The organism is Macrococcus equi (assembly GCF_047426745.1).
Lineage (GTDB): Bacteria > Bacillota > Bacilli > Staphylococcales > Staphylococcaceae > Macrococcoides > Macrococcoides equi.
The window spans coordinates 2,252,806-2,267,990 of sequence record NZ_CP179732.1; the positions used below are offsets into that span (position 1 = coordinate 2,252,806).

Annotated in this window: 17 protein-coding genes; 5 read left to right on the forward strand and 12 right to left on the reverse strand. The window is 34.7% G+C overall.

Annotation, left to right across the window (positions count from 1 at the left end; translation table 11 throughout):
- Window positions 1-2: 2 nt before the first annotated feature.
- From rlmN to gmk, 8 genes are all read right to left on the reverse strand, one after another.
- Window positions 3-1,094: a 23S rRNA (adenine(2503)-C(2))-methyltransferase RlmN gene (gene rlmN / locus ACMGE6_RS11890; protein ID WP_414046642.1), complete on the reverse strand. Its 1,092-nt coding sequence runs from the start codon at window positions 1,092-1,094 to the stop codon at window positions 3-5.
- Window positions 1,095-1,096: 2 nt separating this feature from the next.
- Complete coding sequence (gene rsmB / locus ACMGE6_RS11895; protein ID WP_414053928.1) at window positions 1,097-2,407, reverse strand: 16S rRNA (cytosine(967)-C(5))-methyltransferase RsmB; 1,311 nt, start codon at window positions 2,405-2,407, stop codon at window positions 1,097-1,099.
- The gene (gene fmt, locus ACMGE6_RS11900; protein ID WP_414053929.1) at window positions 2,397-3,335 is read right to left on the reverse strand and encodes a methionyl-tRNA formyltransferase; all 939 of its coding nucleotides are present in this window, start codon (window positions 3,333-3,335) and stop codon (window positions 2,397-2,399) included. The genes rsmB and fmt overlap by 11 nt, the downstream gene beginning before the upstream one ends.
- Window positions 3,322-3,807: a peptide deformylase gene (def, locus tag ACMGE6_RS11905; protein WP_414053930.1), complete on the reverse strand. Its 486-nt coding sequence runs from the start codon at window positions 3,805-3,807 to the stop codon at window positions 3,322-3,324. The genes fmt and def overlap by 14 nt, the downstream gene beginning before the upstream one ends.
- Before the next feature lie 248 nt (window positions 3,808-4,055).
- Window positions 4,056-6,434, reverse strand: a complete 2,379-nt coding sequence (priA, locus tag ACMGE6_RS11910; protein ID WP_414053931.1) for a primosomal protein N' — start codon at window positions 6,432-6,434, stop codon at window positions 4,056-4,058.
- Window positions 6,431-7,624 carry a bifunctional phosphopantothenoylcysteine decarboxylase/phosphopantothenate--cysteine ligase CoaBC gene (gene coaBC, locus ACMGE6_RS11915; RefSeq protein WP_414053932.1) on the reverse strand — a complete coding sequence of 398 codons (1,194 nt, stop codon included), beginning with the start codon at window positions 7,622-7,624 and terminating at the stop codon, window positions 6,431-6,433. The genes priA and coaBC overlap by 4 nt, the downstream gene beginning before the upstream one ends.
- Window positions 7,625-7,675: 51 nt before the next feature.
- The gene (rpoZ, locus tag ACMGE6_RS11920) at window positions 7,676-7,882 is read right to left on the reverse strand and encodes a DNA-directed RNA polymerase subunit omega (RefSeq protein WP_262996692.1); all 207 of its coding nucleotides are present in this window, start codon (window positions 7,880-7,882) and stop codon (window positions 7,676-7,678) included.
- On the reverse strand, window positions 7,883-8,503 hold the full coding sequence (gene gmk / locus ACMGE6_RS11925; protein WP_414046666.1) for a guanylate kinase: 621 nt from the start codon (window positions 8,501-8,503) through the stop codon (window positions 7,883-7,885). It lies immediately after the preceding gene.
- A gap of 168 nt (window positions 8,504-8,671) precedes the next feature.
- Here gmk and ACMGE6_RS11930 point away from each other — a divergent pair, with 168 nt between their 5' ends.
- Both ACMGE6_RS11930 and ACMGE6_RS11935 read left to right on the forward strand, forming a co-directional pair.
- Window positions 8,672-10,357, forward strand: coding sequence for an Rqc2 family fibronectin-binding protein (locus ACMGE6_RS11930; protein WP_414053933.1), 1,686 nt, complete (start codon window positions 8,672-8,674; stop codon window positions 10,355-10,357).
- A gap of 761 nt (window positions 10,358-11,118) precedes the next feature.
- Window positions 11,119-11,859, forward strand: coding sequence for a transglycosylase SLT domain-containing protein (locus tag ACMGE6_RS11935; protein ID WP_414046668.1), 741 nt, complete (start codon window positions 11,119-11,121; stop codon window positions 11,857-11,859).
- Window positions 11,860-11,961: 102 nt separating this feature from the next.
- On the opposite strand, the gene ACMGE6_RS11940 is transcribed toward ACMGE6_RS11935, so the two are convergent.
- Window positions 11,962-12,291, reverse strand: a complete 330-nt coding sequence (locus ACMGE6_RS11940; protein ID WP_414053934.1) for a hypothetical protein — start codon at window positions 12,289-12,291, stop codon at window positions 11,962-11,964.
- 26 nt (window positions 12,292-12,317) lie between these two features.
- Entirely contained in the window at window positions 12,318-12,908 is a 591-nt protein-coding gene (gene lepB, locus ACMGE6_RS11945) for a signal peptidase I (protein ID WP_414047976.1), read from the reverse strand.
- Between the two features lie 203 nt (window positions 12,909-13,111).
- On the opposite strand from lepB, the gene ACMGE6_RS11950 reads away from it, so the two are divergent.
- Genes ACMGE6_RS11950 through ACMGE6_RS11960 form a run of 3 tightly spaced genes read left to right on the forward strand, consistent with a single transcriptional unit; the run spans window position 13,112 to window position 14,219 of the window.
- On the forward strand, window positions 13,112-13,315 hold the full coding sequence (locus tag ACMGE6_RS11950; protein WP_138072374.1) for a helix-turn-helix transcriptional regulator: 204 nt from the start codon (window positions 13,112-13,114) through the stop codon (window positions 13,313-13,315).
- Entirely contained in the window at window positions 13,312-14,052 is a 741-nt protein-coding gene (locus ACMGE6_RS11955) for a DUF3169 family protein (RefSeq protein ID WP_414053935.1), read from the forward strand. The genes ACMGE6_RS11950 and ACMGE6_RS11955 overlap by 4 nt, the downstream gene beginning before the upstream one ends.
- Before the next feature lie 14 nt (window positions 14,053-14,066).
- On the forward strand, window positions 14,067-14,219 hold the full coding sequence (locus ACMGE6_RS11960; protein WP_414046675.1) for a hypothetical protein: 153 nt from the start codon (window positions 14,067-14,069) through the stop codon (window positions 14,217-14,219).
- Window positions 14,220-14,273: 54 nt separating this feature from the next.
- On the opposite strand, the gene ACMGE6_RS11965 is transcribed toward ACMGE6_RS11960, so the two are convergent.
- On the reverse strand, window positions 14,274-14,480 hold the full coding sequence (locus tag ACMGE6_RS11965; RefSeq protein ID WP_414053936.1) for a hypothetical protein: 207 nt from the start codon (window positions 14,478-14,480) through the stop codon (window positions 14,274-14,276).
- A 31-nt stretch (window positions 14,481-14,511) separates the two neighbouring features.
- A complete protein-coding gene (locus tag ACMGE6_RS11970) occupies window positions 14,512-15,165 on the reverse strand; it encodes a hypothetical protein (protein ID WP_414053937.1) in 654 nt (217 codons plus the stop codon).
- Between the last annotated feature and the right edge of the window lie 20 nt (window positions 15,166-15,185).

Below are 15,185 nucleotides of genomic sequence, written 5' to 3' on the forward strand. Positions count from 1 at the left end.
GACTACCTCGTTTCTTCTTCTCTTTCTTTCGCTCTTAATTGTCCACATGCAGCATCAATATCTGCACCATGTTCACGTCTAATTGTAGCATTGATTCCATTTCTTTTTAATTCTTTTTCAAATTTAAAAATATCTTCTTTCGGTGTACGTACATAATCACGTTCAGGAACATGGTTAACCGGGATTAAGTTAACATGACAGTTTAAATGCTTGATGAGTTTTGCAAGTTCTTTTGCATGATGCACCTGGTCATTGACACCACCAAACAAGCCATATTCAAATGTGATACGACGTCCAGTTTTATTGACATAATACTCAATAGATTCCATTAACTTATCTAAATCATATGCACGGTTAATCGGCATTAAACGACTTCGAATCTCATTATTTGGACCATGAAGACTTAATGCAAAGTTGATTTGCAGTTCTTCATCTGCAAAGTCATAGATTCTAGGAATTATACCTGATGTAGAAACAGTAATATGACGCGCACCGATGTTTAATCCATCATTATGATTAATAATTTTTAGGAAATCCATCATTTCTTCGTAATTTTCAAATGGTTCTCCGATTCCCATAATAACAACATGACTCACGCGTTCTTCTGTTAAATCCAGTGTTTGTTGTACAGCTAAAACCTGGGCAACTATTTCACCCGCTTCTAGATTACGTTTTAAACCACCTAAAGTTGACGCACAGAAAGTACAGCCGATGCGACAACCCACTTGTGTTGTCACACATACTGAGTTCCCGTAATCATGACGCATTAAAACTGTTTCTATCGTATAGCCATCTTGTAATTCAAATAAAAACTTAATCGTACCGTCTTTACTTTCTTGTTTAACAACTGTTTTCAGAGTTGTCATCGTAAAGTTCTGTTCTAATACGTCTCGTAAATCTTTTGAAAGATTCGTCATCTGATCAAAACTTGTCACACGCTTCACATATAACCAGTCAAAAATTTGTTTCGCACGGAAACTTTGTTGTTTGTGATCAGCTAACCACTCTTTTAATTCATCTAACTGTAATGAGTAGATTGACGGTTTCTCAAAATTCGGCATAAATTTTTTGTTCTTCTTTTCTAATAAAGCCATTGTTATTCACTCTTCTTTCTTAACTTTGCAATAAAGAATCCATCAGAATTTAAATCCTGCGGTAAAATTTGCAATAATTTATGTTCTCCAAGGACAGGTAACGTAATTGGTTCAATCTCAAAATCAGGATTTTGTTTAATAAATGAGTATACAACATTATCATTTTCCATTTGTTCTATTGTACATGTTGAGTATACAAGGAGTCCGCCAGGTTTTACAACTTTACTGGCGTTCGTCAGAATTTCAAGTTGCATTGGCCAAAGCGTCTCTATGTCTTTCGGAGTTTTCTCGTATTTAATTTCAGGTTTACGTTTAATTACACCAAAACCAGAACAAGGTGCATCAACCAGCACTCTATCATACAACCCTTCAAAAGGTTGCAAGGCATCATGCACTGAAGGTTCAATATTGCGTAAACTTAGTCGATTAATATTATATTTAATTAAGTCAATCTTATGTGGATACACATCGTGACTCACGACGCGTCCAGTTCGATTCATCTTTTCAGCAATATGACAAGCTTTACCACCAGGGGCACTACAAGTATCTAAAATCGTTTCGCCAGGCAATGGATCTAATACATTTGCCACCAGCATACTCGAAGCATCCTGTACACTTAGGAAACCATGCTTAAATAATGGATTTTGTACAATAGGAGGACCATCGATAGCTAAACATTCTGGTATGATTTCAGATTGTGCAACCGAAAACCCTTCCTCCTGCAAACGTTCAATCGCTTCATCAATTGAAATTTTAGTTGTATTGACACGTACAGTTGTCTCAGGATATGTTAAAAATTCCTCCGCCATCGCTTTCGTTTTATCAAATCCGAAATGTGTATTCCAGTGTTTAATTAACCAAAAAGGTGTGCTTGTTTCAATACTGAGACGTTTTAAATCATCCTTAATTTCAGCAAAATCACGCAATTCACTACGCTGAAAATTACGTAAAATAGCATTCATCGTATTAGCGCCACTAATAGAACCGCGTTTTTTTGTTATCTCAACCGCCTCATTGATAATCGCATGATCCGGCACTTTATCTAAATAGACAGCCTGATACACGCTCATCAGTAACAATCTACGCATCCAGCCTTTAATATTTGCCTTAATAAAAGGTTCAATATAAAACTCTAGCGTTAACTTGTGTTGCAATGTACCATACACAAGTTCAGTAAGTAAGGCTCGATCTACAGGTTCAACATAACCTTCTTTAATCGCTTCATTAATAAGTAAATTACTATAGCCTCCGTCAGTTAATACCTGATCTAAAATTTCTAAGGCGATATAGCGCACATTATGTTTATAATCCATTAAATGTTTGCCCCTCAATCGTTTGTTTTAGGCCTGCAATATAATCACTAGCTTTCATACGTTTCTTACCTGCGGGCTGAATTTCAGTAAGTAGTACTGCGCCATCATTTGTTGCAACTTTAATACCATGTTTGTCAGCACTAATAATCTCACCAGGCGTACCACTACCGCTACTCACTTCAGACATCCATAATTTAATGTTTTGCCCATTGAGTTTAGCAAATCCTACTGGCCATGGACTTAATCCTCTTATATGATTGTGAACAGCTTCACTCGTACGTTCAAACGTTACAAATTCTTCATCACGACTCACATTGGTTGCAAATGTCGCTAATTCATGATTTTGAGGTGTTCTTTCATTTGTTTCATTAAAAATAGACGGTAACGTATCAATCAATAAATCAGTTCCTGCTTCACTCAATTTATCATGTAATGTTCCTACGGTATCATTTTGCTCGATCGGAACCTTTACTTGAGAAATCATATCACCTGCATCTAATTTTTTAGCCATATACATGATAGTCACACCCGATGTTTTTTCTCCATTAATGATCGCTTTATGGATTGGTGCGCCGCCACGATATTTCGGTAATAGAGATGCATGAACATTGATACAACCAAGACGAGGAATTTCTAAAATACGTTCAGGTAATAATTGACCGTATGCGGCAGTAATAATTAAATCCGGATTTAAATCTTTTACATATGCATACGCCTCATCACTCGTCATCTTTTCCGGTTGATAGACCTCTATCCCAAGTTCTAATGCCTGTGCTTTTACAGGTGGGGGCGTTAATATACGCTTACGCCCAACCGGTTTATCTTGTTGTGTGATTACATGTGATACCCCGTACTTTTCGTGAACTGCCTTTAAGATCGGCGCTGAAAAATCAGGTGTTCCCATAAAAATAATATTAGGCTTCATCATACATCGCCTCCAGTTCCTCTTCAGTGACGAAACGTGTCACTTTATCAGTAAACATAACGCCATATAAATGATCCACCTCATGCTGGATGATACGTGCGATATCATCATAGGCTGTCATCTCAATCTCGTTACCTTCTAAATCATTTGCTTTAATAACTATTTCAGTCGAACGATCAACCATACCAAATACATCAGGTACTGATAAACAACCTTCAACATCACTTTCCTTATCCTCTGAAAAATATGTAATTTCCGGGTTAACAAGTTGCAGGATACCATCTTGTTCCATATCAACAAGTGCAACTTTTAAATCAACACCAATTTGAGGTGCTGCTATGCCTACACCATTATAATGGTACAAACTATCTTCTAAGTCCTGAATCAACGCTTTTAAACTATCGTCAAATGCAGTGACATCTTTCACTTCTCGATGTAATAATGGGTTCTCTTTTTCAATCAGTGGTTTAATCAATGAAAATTCTCCTTTTTTCTTCAATCATTCTATTTTACTTTATTTTAACTTATAATGCGATATTTTCGTATAAATGATAAAACTCCCTTTAACTTTTGCTAAAGAGAGTAGTTTAGTGTTATTTTACTATATTTTAATGGTGAATCAAAGTTTAAGATGTTACGAGTGAACAATGTGCAATGTCAGACGAGTGTTTAGGTGGCTGTATTTTTAAAATAAAGGCATATAACCACTATTATAAAACAATTCTACATCATCATATAAGGATTGATATCAATATGCAGCGTAAACTTATCTTTGACATATTGTTCATGATAATAGTCATCGAGATAGTTCAATGCTTTCAGCAACTCAGGCTCTGATTTGAACTTAATAATCACCTGAAATCGATGTTGATTATTAATGCGTGCAATTGGACTAGGTGCTGGTCCAAGTACGTAACTACCCGGAGTTAGATGCTGCAGAAGTATTTGATGAATATGTTTACTTTCAACCAGCACTTTCCTAAGATCCTGATGACTAAAATTCAAATAGACCATATAGAAATACGGCGGGTATTTCGCAAGTCTTCTATAATTCATTTCTTCATTATAGAATCCTTTATAATTATTCTCCATTGCATATCGTAAGGCATAATTTTCCGGATTATATGTCTGAATAACCACTTCCCCGCGTTTAGTACTTCTGCCGGCACGGCCTGATACTTGAGTGAGTAACTGATAGGTCTTTTCACTTGCTCTAAAATCAGGAAGATTGAGCATCGTATCGGCATTTAGCACACCTACTAACGTTATGTCAGGAAAGTCTAATCCTTTTGCAATCATTTGCGTCCCTAGCAAAATATTTGCTTCTTTACGTTTGAATTGTTCTAGTAACTTTTCGTGCGCACCTTTTTTTCGCGTTGTATCATTATCCATTCTAATGACTTTTGCATTACGAAATGTTTCATATATGATTTCTTCAACTTTCTGCGTGCCGACACCCATCTCACGAATATGTTCACTGCCACAACTCGGGCATACATTCACTGGCGGTTCTTTATGTCCGCAATAATGACATTTCAATTCATCTGTAAATTTATGATATGTCAAACTGATATCACAATTCGGGCACATAGGCACATGTCCACAGTCTCGGCATAACATAAATTGTGCGTGTCCTCGGCGATTTAAAAACAGCACTACCTGTTCATCTTTATCTATCTTCTCCTGAATTTTGTCACGCAATATTTCAGAAAACATTGAGCGATTGCCATTTGCAAGTTCATCTCTCATATTTGCAACATACATGTCTGGCATCGCTTGTTGATTCGCACGCGTCAGCATTTCAAGCTTGGTATACACACCTTTCTCAGCTCGTGCATATGTTTCCAGTGATGGCGTCGCACTGCCAAGAACAACCGGACAATTGTGATATTTCGCGCGCCACTGTGCTATTTCACGTGCATGATATCTAGGATAGTCTTCCTGCTTATAAGTTGTTTCATGTTCTTCATCGATAATAATAATACCCACATCTTTAAACGGTGCAAATATACTACTCCGTGCACCGACAGATACGCTTGCTGTCTGGTGCTTTATTTTACGCCATTCATCATATCGTTCACCTGTGGATAATCCAGAATGGAGTACGGCAACTTCATCGCCAAAACGTGATTTAAATCGGTCGACCATTTGAGGTGTAAGTGCTATTTCCGGTACCAGCACGATTGCTTGTTGATTGTTATCCAGTACCTCGCTGATAAGCTGCAAATACACTTCTGTCTTTCCTGATCCTGTCACACCATGTAGTAAAAATGTTTCTGCCTGTTTATCTAAATATGCCTGATGAATTGCGTTAAATGCTGCTTCTTGTTCAGGTAAAAGCTGTTTTTTTTCATCTTCAAAAAATACTTTATGGGCAAATGGATCACGTTGTTGTTCGAGTTCTATTTTTTCAAAGACACCATTTTTTATCAGTGTGTTACATACACCTTTTGAAATACCACGAGATTCTAATTCCACAAAGGTCAATCCATCTCTGTTACTTAATACTTCCTCACATGCAGCGAGCTGTTTGTCATTTTTTGAAATTGATTCATAATCTATTCCCTCAATCAACTTTACGCCAAGTAATTTTTTCACTTTATTCTTTTGCGTTACTTCGATATCTTCAGTTATTGCACCTGATTGCATGTATGGTGCAAGCAACGACATCAATTCTAGTTGTTGTGCTTTTTCCAGATATAACTTATTATCATTGAAATATTGTATTAACTCTTCAGGTAATGCGGTGTCATCCGCTATCTTTAAAATTTTCTTATATTTACCTTTAAGTGCTGCGGGTAACATCGCATCTAACACAGCAATCCTTTTAGAAACATGCGTAAAACTCATCCATTCGCTTAATTCGATGAGCTCTTGGGTAAGTTCTGGTACATAGTCCTGCACACTGATGATTGCTTTTAATTTATCATATTCTGCACTATCACTAATTTCAATCACGTACCCTTGAACTTTTCTTGGTCCAAATGGTACTACGACACGCATTCCCGGAACCACTTGTCCATTTAAATGATTCGGAATTAAATAGTCAAATAAGCGATCGACTCTTTTACTATTAACATCTACGATAACTTTCGCAATCACTTAAATCCCTTCTTTATCACCTGTGTCAATATTTCATGCGATACACCTAACTTCGATTGTTTTTCAATAACTTTTTCACTGCCATCTTTAAAATACATCGTGCCAGCATTGTCATCAGATTTAAAGCCGATAGAAGTGTCACCAACATTATTCGCAATAATTACATCAGCATTTTTCTTAACCAGTTTTCCTCGAGCATATTTTTCTACATGCTCAGTTTCAGCTGCAAATCCTATTACATACTGATGCGTTTTATGCGCACCAATATACATCAGGATATCTTGCGTACGTTTTAATTGTAATGAAAGATCTCCATCTTTTTTCTTCATTTTTTGTTCATACACTTCTACCGGTGTATAATCTGCGACAGCTGCTGCTTTGATGATAATGTCCGCTTCATCCATGTGTGATTTGACCGCTTCAAACATATCATGAGCACTTTCAATTTTTATATGTTCTACACCTTGAGGTACTTCTAACGGTAAATCTATTGATACTAGTTTTACCTGTGCACCTCGCATCGTTGCTGCCTGTGCAAGACTATAACCCATCTTTCCAGACGAACGATTCGTTAAATATCGCACTGGATCAATACGTTCTATTGTAGGACCTGCAGTAATTAAAACATGTTTTCCAGCTAGATCCTGCTCCACTTCATTTGTAACATTACGATTCAAGATAACATCCATAATTTCCTGAGGTTCACTCATACGACCTTTTGCAATATAGCCACAAGCCAAAAATCCAGCGCCAGGTTCGATAATTTGTACACCACGCTGACGTAGAAGCATAAGATTATCTGTCACTGCAGGATGGTTATACATCTTTGAATTCATGGCTGGAGCAATATAAACGGGTCCATTAAAAGCAAGATATGTTGCCGTTAACATATTGTCACTGATGCCATGCGCTAGTTTTCCAATTGTAGCGGCAGTAATCGGAGCAATCACCATGCAATCTGCCCAGTCCGTCAAACTGATATGCTGAATTTCTTGTGGATGATGTTCTTTAAAGATATCTGTATATACCGGATTACGACTTAGCGACTGAAATGGTAACGGTGTCACAAACTCACACGCCCCATCAGTCATGATGACACGTACTTCATGACCTGCCTGTGTCAATTTACTTGTTAGATCGATTGCTTTATATGCTGCAATACCACCTGTTACACCTAATAAAATTTTCATATGTTCCTCCTAGAAAAAAAACTGACAAAAATTAATTTGTCAGTCTCAGATTTAGTTTGGTTGCTCATTTGTTATTCTAATTTTATGTGCTGCGATTTCTTCTAATGAACGGCCTACTGGTTTATAAGAAATATAATCATCAAGTAGTGCACCTTCTGGGTTGTCCTGTAATTCACGCGCACGTTTAGCTGCAAGTGTTACGATTAAGTACTTAGAATTTACGTTTTTCTTTAATTGATCTAACGGTGGGTTTAACATTTATTTTGCCTCCAATATCATTTTTCTAAAACGTGCTTCTATACGTTCACGTTTTAGGTGTTCAGCTTCAACAATCGTCTGAACCTTCTCTTTTGCATCCATCACTTCATCATTAATGACAACATAGTCATAAAGATTCATCATTTCAACTTCTTTACGTGCTTCAAGGATGCGATTCTGAATAACATCCTGTGATTCAGTACCACGACCGATTAAGCGTTCTTCTAAATGTTCTAAAGTCGGTGGTGCTAAGAAAATAAATAGTGCTTCAGGAAATTTTTTGCGTACTTGACGTGCACCTTGTACTTCTATTTCTAAAAATACATCTTTCCCAGCATCCATCGTATCCCTAACATATTGTACAGGTGTTCCGTAATAATTACCAACATATTCTGCATATTCTATAAATGCATCTTCTTCAATTAAAGCTTCAAATTCTTCTCTTGATTTAAAGAAATAATCGACACCATCCACTTCGCCTTCACGCTTGTTGCGAGTAGTCATAGAAATAGAATACTCAAAATCTGTTTCCGGATCATCAAAAATTGCTTTACGTACAGTTCCTTTACCAACACCTGACGGACCTGATAAGACGATTAATAAACCTTTTTCTTTCTCCATAATAACGACCTTTCATTTAAAAGTAATTATATTTAAATTTATCATAAAATGACCGAAAAATACATGATAATATTACCCTAGTATGTTTTTTCAGCATGACAATCTTCTCATGTAGGAATAAGGAATAATTCATGTTACACTAATAGAACGAAAAAAAGAGGTGAGCATATGGCTTTTGACGGCTTATTTACACATCAAATGATAAATGAATTATCATTTTTAGAAACTGCACGTATCAATAAGATAACGCAACCTGATAACTATACCGTTGTGTTAGTCATTCGTGCGAATAGAAAAAACCAAAAATTATTATTATCTGCGCATCCAAATTTTGCGCGCTTTCATATTACTGAAAAATCTTTAGACAACCCATTTGAACCCCCTATGTTCTTGCGCGTATTACGCAAACATATTGAAGGCGGAATTATACAGTCAATCAAACAGATCGGTAATGACCGCATCGTTGAAATCATCATCAATAATACCAATGAAATTGGTGACCCTATTACACGTCATCTTTTCATAGAAATTATGGGTAAACATAGTAATATTATTTTAACGGATCATGAACAAAAAATATTAGATAGTTTAAAGCACCTGACACCTAATACAAATAGTGCCAGAACGCTTATGCCCGGATTTATGTATGAACTACCACCGACTTTAAAGAAACGTAATCCATTTGAGTTAACGATGATTAGTGACTTGCTGGATCCTGCATTAAAGTTAAAAAAATCCATACTTAATACTCTTGAAGGATTCAGTCCAGTTGCCGTTGATGAAATACTCAATATAGGTAACGATATCGATGAATCTTTTAGAACCTTTATGGATGATAATGAGACACGTCCAGTAGCATTTACTTTAAACGATAAAGAAGATTTCTATTATAAACCTGTGATGAATGCAACTAACATCGAAACATTTGATACACTAAGTCACCTGCTTGATGACTTCTATAAAGATCGTGCGAACCGCGAACGCGTTCGAAATCAAACAAACGATCTCTCCAGACATTTAACAAGCTTGCTTACTAAAAATGAAAAAAAGCTTGCAAAACTAGTGAATGAGCTTGAAGAAACCAATCAAATGGATGAGATGAATTTATTCGGTGAATTAATCACAAGTAATATGTATATGCTAAAACAAGGAATGAAATCGTTAGAAACAATTAATTACTATAATAATGAAGAAGTTACTATCCCGCTAAACCCTAGAAAGACACCTGCTGAAAATGCACAATATTATTACAAGCAATACAACAGATTAAAGACACGTAAACAACATGCTAAAGTTCAAATAGAAGAAACGAAAGCTGAGATTGAGTATATTCAGACGATTCAGATGCAACTCAATCATATCGAGCTGGATGATATCGATGATATTCGTAATGAATTAGCTGAGCAAAATCTGATTAAGAAAAAACATAAGAAAAATGACAAGAAGAACAAGAAACAGGAAATTGATCATTATCTGTCACGCGATCATCAAGTAATTGTTGTAGGAAGAAATAATCTGCAAAATGAATATATCACGCATAAAATGGGCCGTAACAATTATTTATGGTTCCATACGAAAGATATCCCTGGAAGCCATGTAGTGATTCTGGATAATCAGCCCACTGACGGTACCATAGAAGATGCGGCTATGTTAGCGGGACATTTCTCTAAAGCGCAAGGATCATCAAAAATTCCTGTAGATTACACAGAAATACGATATGTCTATAAACCTAACGGATCTAAACCAGGATTTGTAACTTATACTGATCAAACGACAGTCATTGTTACTCCTGAATCTAACTACATCCATAAAATGAAATCAGACTTTAAAACGAAAACTCTTGAGGAATTATAGCCTCAAGAGTTTTTTGCTTAAGAAAAGCGAATTGCAAAATCAAACATTAAAACACTATTAATATAGAAGAAACTCAATTTTATAATCATTATCAGTCCCTAAATATCATACATTAATATTAGAAGGTAAACCTTTTAAAAGAAAAAAGTACATCAAAAGTATCAATGAATACAATAAATGAGCATTTTTATAGTAGATATTATCAGAAATATTACAGAAAACAGCCGTTTTGTAACATTTCACTCAAGTAAAGTGAAAAAGTATTTATCATTAGATTAGTTGATTAACCTTATAAAATGAGTCATACCCCTTAAAAATATCAAAATATGTCTAAATTGTGACAGAGAATAGTCATAAAAATCCCTTCATCCAATTACATCGCTTTATTAACAAGGGCCAACACATGTTTTTAAAAATAATACACCCCCATATTTTTTACACTTTATTCCATAAAATCATATGTATTTTATCTATCAATTACCCATATGTTTTGAAATCAGTAGAATTTTATGTTCTAATTTGAACCGTTACTGAAAAACAAATCACAAACTTTTATGTTACAAAACTGCTTTTTTGTTGTAATGATTTGTTATTTCGCTGTAACTTATGAAAAGATATTTTGTGTTATAGTTTTATTTGTCGATAAGCAAGCCAAACAAAAATCGGCTTTATAAAAACACGTAAACTAATTTTTAAGAAAATATATCATTTAAAATACTAAAACAAATTTTAAAACGAATTTACTGGAGGATTTATATATTATGAAAAAAGCAATCTTAACATCATCATTAGCATTAGCATTAGGCGTAACTGGAGTAGCTGGTTCTAACCAAGCACAAGCTGCAGAAAACACTCAAGAAGTTAAAGTAAACTTTGATCAATTAGCTGAGTTAGCATTAGCAAACTCTGAATCATTAAATGAAAAACCAGTTCACGCTGGTGCTTACGAGTATAACTTCGTTAAAGACGGTTATGAATTCGAATTCAAATCAGACGGTATTCAATGGACTTGGGAATACAAATATACTGGTGCTGCTGATTCAGTAGTAAACAAAACTGTTGCTGCTTCAACAAACACAGAAGCTGTAGAAGCACCTGCTGCTCAACCAGTAGCTTACAAAGCTCCTGTATCTCAAGCTTCAACTACTACTTACCAAGCACCTGTTGCTAAAGCAGCTGCTAAAACTTACACTGCTCCTGTTGCTAAAACTTCAGCAAGCACACGTACAAGCGGTATCGTATTAGGTAATGGTAACACTGCTGGTTCTACTGGTAGCGCTGCTGCTCAAGAAATGGCTCGTCGTACTGGTGTATCAGCTTCAACTTGGGAGCACATCATTGCACGTGAATCAAATGGTCAAGTAAATGCATACAACCCATCAGGAGCTTCAGGTTTATTCCAAACTATGCCAGGTTGGGGTTCAACTGCTACAGTTCAAGACCAAATCAATGCTGCAACTAAAGCATACAGAGCTCAAGGTTTATCAGCTTGGGGATTCTAATATAAAGAATAAAGCATAAGCTTAAAAAAGAAGTGTCACTTTCAGTGATGCTTCTTTTTTTATATAAAAAAACTATTCAGTTGAATCAACTGAATAGTTACTCTATCTTCTTACAACCTTATGAACTTCGTACATACTATCGCCTAAATCAAACTTAATTTCTTTATGATTGGTATCGACGAGCTCTGTGACATCTGTTTCATGAACAATGAGTTTTTGATTAATATCATATAATATTGCAAATTCTTCATTGTAAACGAGATAAAAACGTTTTGGATTGCTAAAATTTCTTGTAAACCTTGGATTCCCTATGCTTTGATCCATAGCAAATTCTTTAATAAAACTACTGATGCGACGTGGGATGCGTCCGACCATTTCTAATATTTTAGTATCAACAGGTGCAATTTCTATAATCTTTTCTTCCTGTAACATAACCTTTCCCCTCCCAAGCAATAAGGTTAGTTTGCCTGATTGACTTCTTTGAAATCATCCTCATAAAACTTTGTCTCAAAAGATTTAAATGGCCAGAATCTGAAAGATACTTTACCAACGACGCTATCGCTTTTTATTAATCCAAGAGACTTTCGACTGTCTAAACTAATCTCGCGATTATCTCCAAGCACTAAATATTTACCTGCAGGAATCTTATCCTTGCCATCACTATTAACTAAGTTCCTCACTGTAAAGTCTTCTGTCAGTTGATCACCGATAGCTAATGTACGATTTGATTTTAAATAATTTTCTTCAACAGCTTTCCCGTTTATGTATAAGATATCATCTTTGTATTCAACCTTATCACCCGGAAGTCCTACAAGACGCTTAATATAATCCTTTTTCTTATCGGCATGAAAAACGATAACATCACCGCGATCAAGTCCACCAGTCCAGGTTGCCATCTTATTGATGACCAGTCTATCTTTGTCTTCAAATGTCGGGAACATTGAATCACCGCTCACCTGATACTGTACGAAGAAAAATGTTCTTACTACAAGTACTAAAGCAACTGCTATTGATATGGAAACGATCCATTCTTTTAATTCTTTATTCATATATTCACACTCCTGAACTCATCATACATCAGTGACTAATAAATTACAAAAAGTTTAAAGTTAAAGGATGTCATCAACAATATATCCTTAAAGCATCCATTAGATTAATGACAAATATCAATTTCATTTTGACAAATATACTTGTCAAAATGAATATCATGCATTACACTGTAATAGAAATAACAGGAAAGGAGTCATAAAATGTGAAGAATAGATTAAAAGAACTTCGTGCGCGTGATGGATACAATCAGACACAACTTGCAAAGCTTGCGCATGTATCTCGACAGACAATCTCACTGATAGAACGCGATGATTTTATGCCGTCCATTCTTACAGCAGTTCGCATCGCGAGAATCTTTAATGAACCCGTAGAAAATGTATTTATATTTGAGGAGGATGAGTTATGAGATCAAACAAGAAAATACAAAAATCTATTATCTATCTAGTCATAGGAGCATTTGTTGGGTTTATCTTAGGGATAGCTATACCATTATCTCAAGACATCATCAATTATTTTAATAAAGAATTTAATATAGATTTTATCCCATATATAATAGGCTTACTCTTTTTAATAGCAATTTACTTATATTATTTATCAGTAAAGCAATGTAATAATATGAAAAATACTCAAAATTTATCTGAAGATGATCAATATATATATCAACTGAAACATTACAATAAAGCGTCTATGAATATTGTAAATGCGACTAATTTGTCAGTATTAGCCATTGCTTTAAATATCGCAAATTTCTTATTTGAACCAACAAAACATAATATTATTTTGTGCATTGTATTTTCAATTGTATTTTTTATCTTTGTCGTTATTTCACGCAAGCAAAATATTAAAGTAATCTCTCTATTTCCTCAAATAACTAATTCAGATTTTGAAATTGATTATGAGGACAGAAATATATTAAATACAATCATCAACCATATAGATGAAGGTGAAAGATTAGTTATGTTACATGCATTATCAAAAACATATTCAGTGATGATATATATGTTATCAGGCTTATTAGTTTTCTTAGCTTTTTACCAGGCTGGAACTGGTGAAAATCAGGTACTAGCAATGATTGGAATTACAGCTGTGTTGGTATACTCAACGATAGCTTATTACAAGAAATCCGAGGAATTCAACAAATAATAGGAGGTTCATTCATGAGATTCGGATCATATTACTTTGACTCTTTTTGGTTAAGTATATTGATTGCTTTACTAGCATCAAGTTGGATGTTTCATGAATTACTTGTTGTACTTTTCATGCCAATAATTTTTGGATTAAAATATGAGAAACCAGACACTGAAAATTAGTGTCTGGTTTTTTGATTAAATACTATTTAAAATATAAAATGACCCATTAAAAATTTATAAGTTTAAAATATTCAACATCAAATCCATCGACAATTTCATTACGACAGATAATATCGCGATTCTCAATATACCATCCATTGCAATATATAAGTAACTTCTTTTACTGGTAACATTCACTTGATTCTTCTTATCTTCAATAGTCATTAACGTTGCAATAATAATAACAAAAGTCCAACTTGAAATCATCGAAAAAATGTCCATATTATCACCTCATGATTTTTATAAAATTATTCTAATACGTTTTTTCAGCAATCATCCATTTCGGTAGTTTTACACCTGCAGGTAATTTACGTCCTTTTTTAAATCCGTATTCATGCATGCCTACCTCATTCATAGGACTGACGATACCATAATTATATACCAACCATTTCCCTTTTTGTTTCCAATAAGCTACATGAAGATTACCATACATACGTATAATTTCAGTATCTTTTTTCATATTACCTTGATAGTCTGTAGCTTTTCCCGTATATTTTTCAAATTCTTTTTTGGTAATATATTTATCATCTGTTCTAAAAGACATCGTCGCAAGTTTTGCATCTTTATATTTTGTTTTATAGTTAATATCGTAAAAATTTAACCATAGACGTTCACTTTTTCCGTACACTGTTGAATAATGTGTCCCAATAATATCATCATTATCATGCATTCCCATTGTTAGCTTTGTCTTACCAATCTTATCTTCAACCTGCTTATTGGTCATACCTAAACCCACACCATAATATTTAAAAGTTCCTTTTTTCATCTGATTAATATTTGTTTGATTGATTTTTGGTAGTTCAATTGTTTTCTTAGCTAAATTCGTAGCCGCTTCTGCTGATTGATTCATAACCATTGGTGATACTAAAGATGTTGTGATAATAGTTGCTGCAAGTAATTTTTTCATGTTCATTCTCCTTATATTTA

Excerpts from the sequence above, each read along its gene's own strand:
- rlmN (WP_414046642.1), bottom strand. The coding sequence starts at position 1,094 with ATGGCTTTATTAGAAAAGAAGAACAAAAAATTTATGCCGAATTTTGAG.
- rsmB (WP_414053928.1), bottom strand. The coding sequence starts at position 2,407 with ATGGATTATAAACATAATGTGCGCTATATCGCCTTAGAAATTTTAGAT.
- fmt (WP_414053929.1), bottom strand. The coding sequence starts at position 3,335 with ATGATGAAGCCTAATATTATTTTTATGGGAACACCTGATTTTTCAGCG.
- coaBC (WP_414053932.1), bottom strand. The coding sequence starts at position 7,624 with ATGAAAATTTTATTAGGTGTAACAGGTGGTATTGCAGCATATAAAGCA.
- rpoZ (WP_262996692.1), bottom strand. The coding sequence starts at position 7,882 with ATGTTAAACCCACCGTTAGATCAATTAAAGAAAAACGTAAATTCTAAG.
- gmk (WP_414046666.1), bottom strand. The coding sequence starts at position 8,503 with ATGGAGAAAGAAAAAGGTTTATTAATCGTCTTATCAGGTCCGTCAGGT.
- ACMGE6_RS11930 (WP_414053933.1), top strand. The coding sequence starts at position 8,672 with ATGGCTTTTGACGGCTTATTTACACATCAAATGATAAATGAATTATCA.
- ACMGE6_RS11935 (WP_414046668.1), top strand. The coding sequence starts at position 11,119 with ATGAAAAAAGCAATCTTAACATCATCATTAGCATTAGCATTAGGCGTA.
- ACMGE6_RS11940 (WP_414053934.1), bottom strand. The coding sequence starts at position 12,291 with ATGTTACAGGAAGAAAAGATTATAGAAATTGCACCTGTTGATACTAAA.
- lepB (WP_414047976.1), bottom strand. The coding sequence starts at position 12,908 with ATGAATAAAGAATTAAAAGAATGGATCGTTTCCATATCAATAGCAGTT.
- ACMGE6_RS11955 (WP_414053935.1), top strand. The coding sequence starts at position 13,312 with ATGAGATCAAACAAGAAAATACAAAAATCTATTATCTATCTAGTCATA.
- ACMGE6_RS11960 (WP_414046675.1), top strand. The coding sequence starts at position 14,067 with ATGAGATTCGGATCATATTACTTTGACTCTTTTTGGTTAAGTATATTG.
- ACMGE6_RS11965 (WP_414053936.1), bottom strand. The coding sequence starts at position 14,480 with ATGGACATTTTTTCGATGATTTCAAGTTGGACTTTTGTTATTATTATT.
- ACMGE6_RS11970 (WP_414053937.1), bottom strand. The coding sequence starts at position 15,165 with ATGAAAAAATTACTTGCAGCAACTATTATCACAACATCTTTAGTATCA.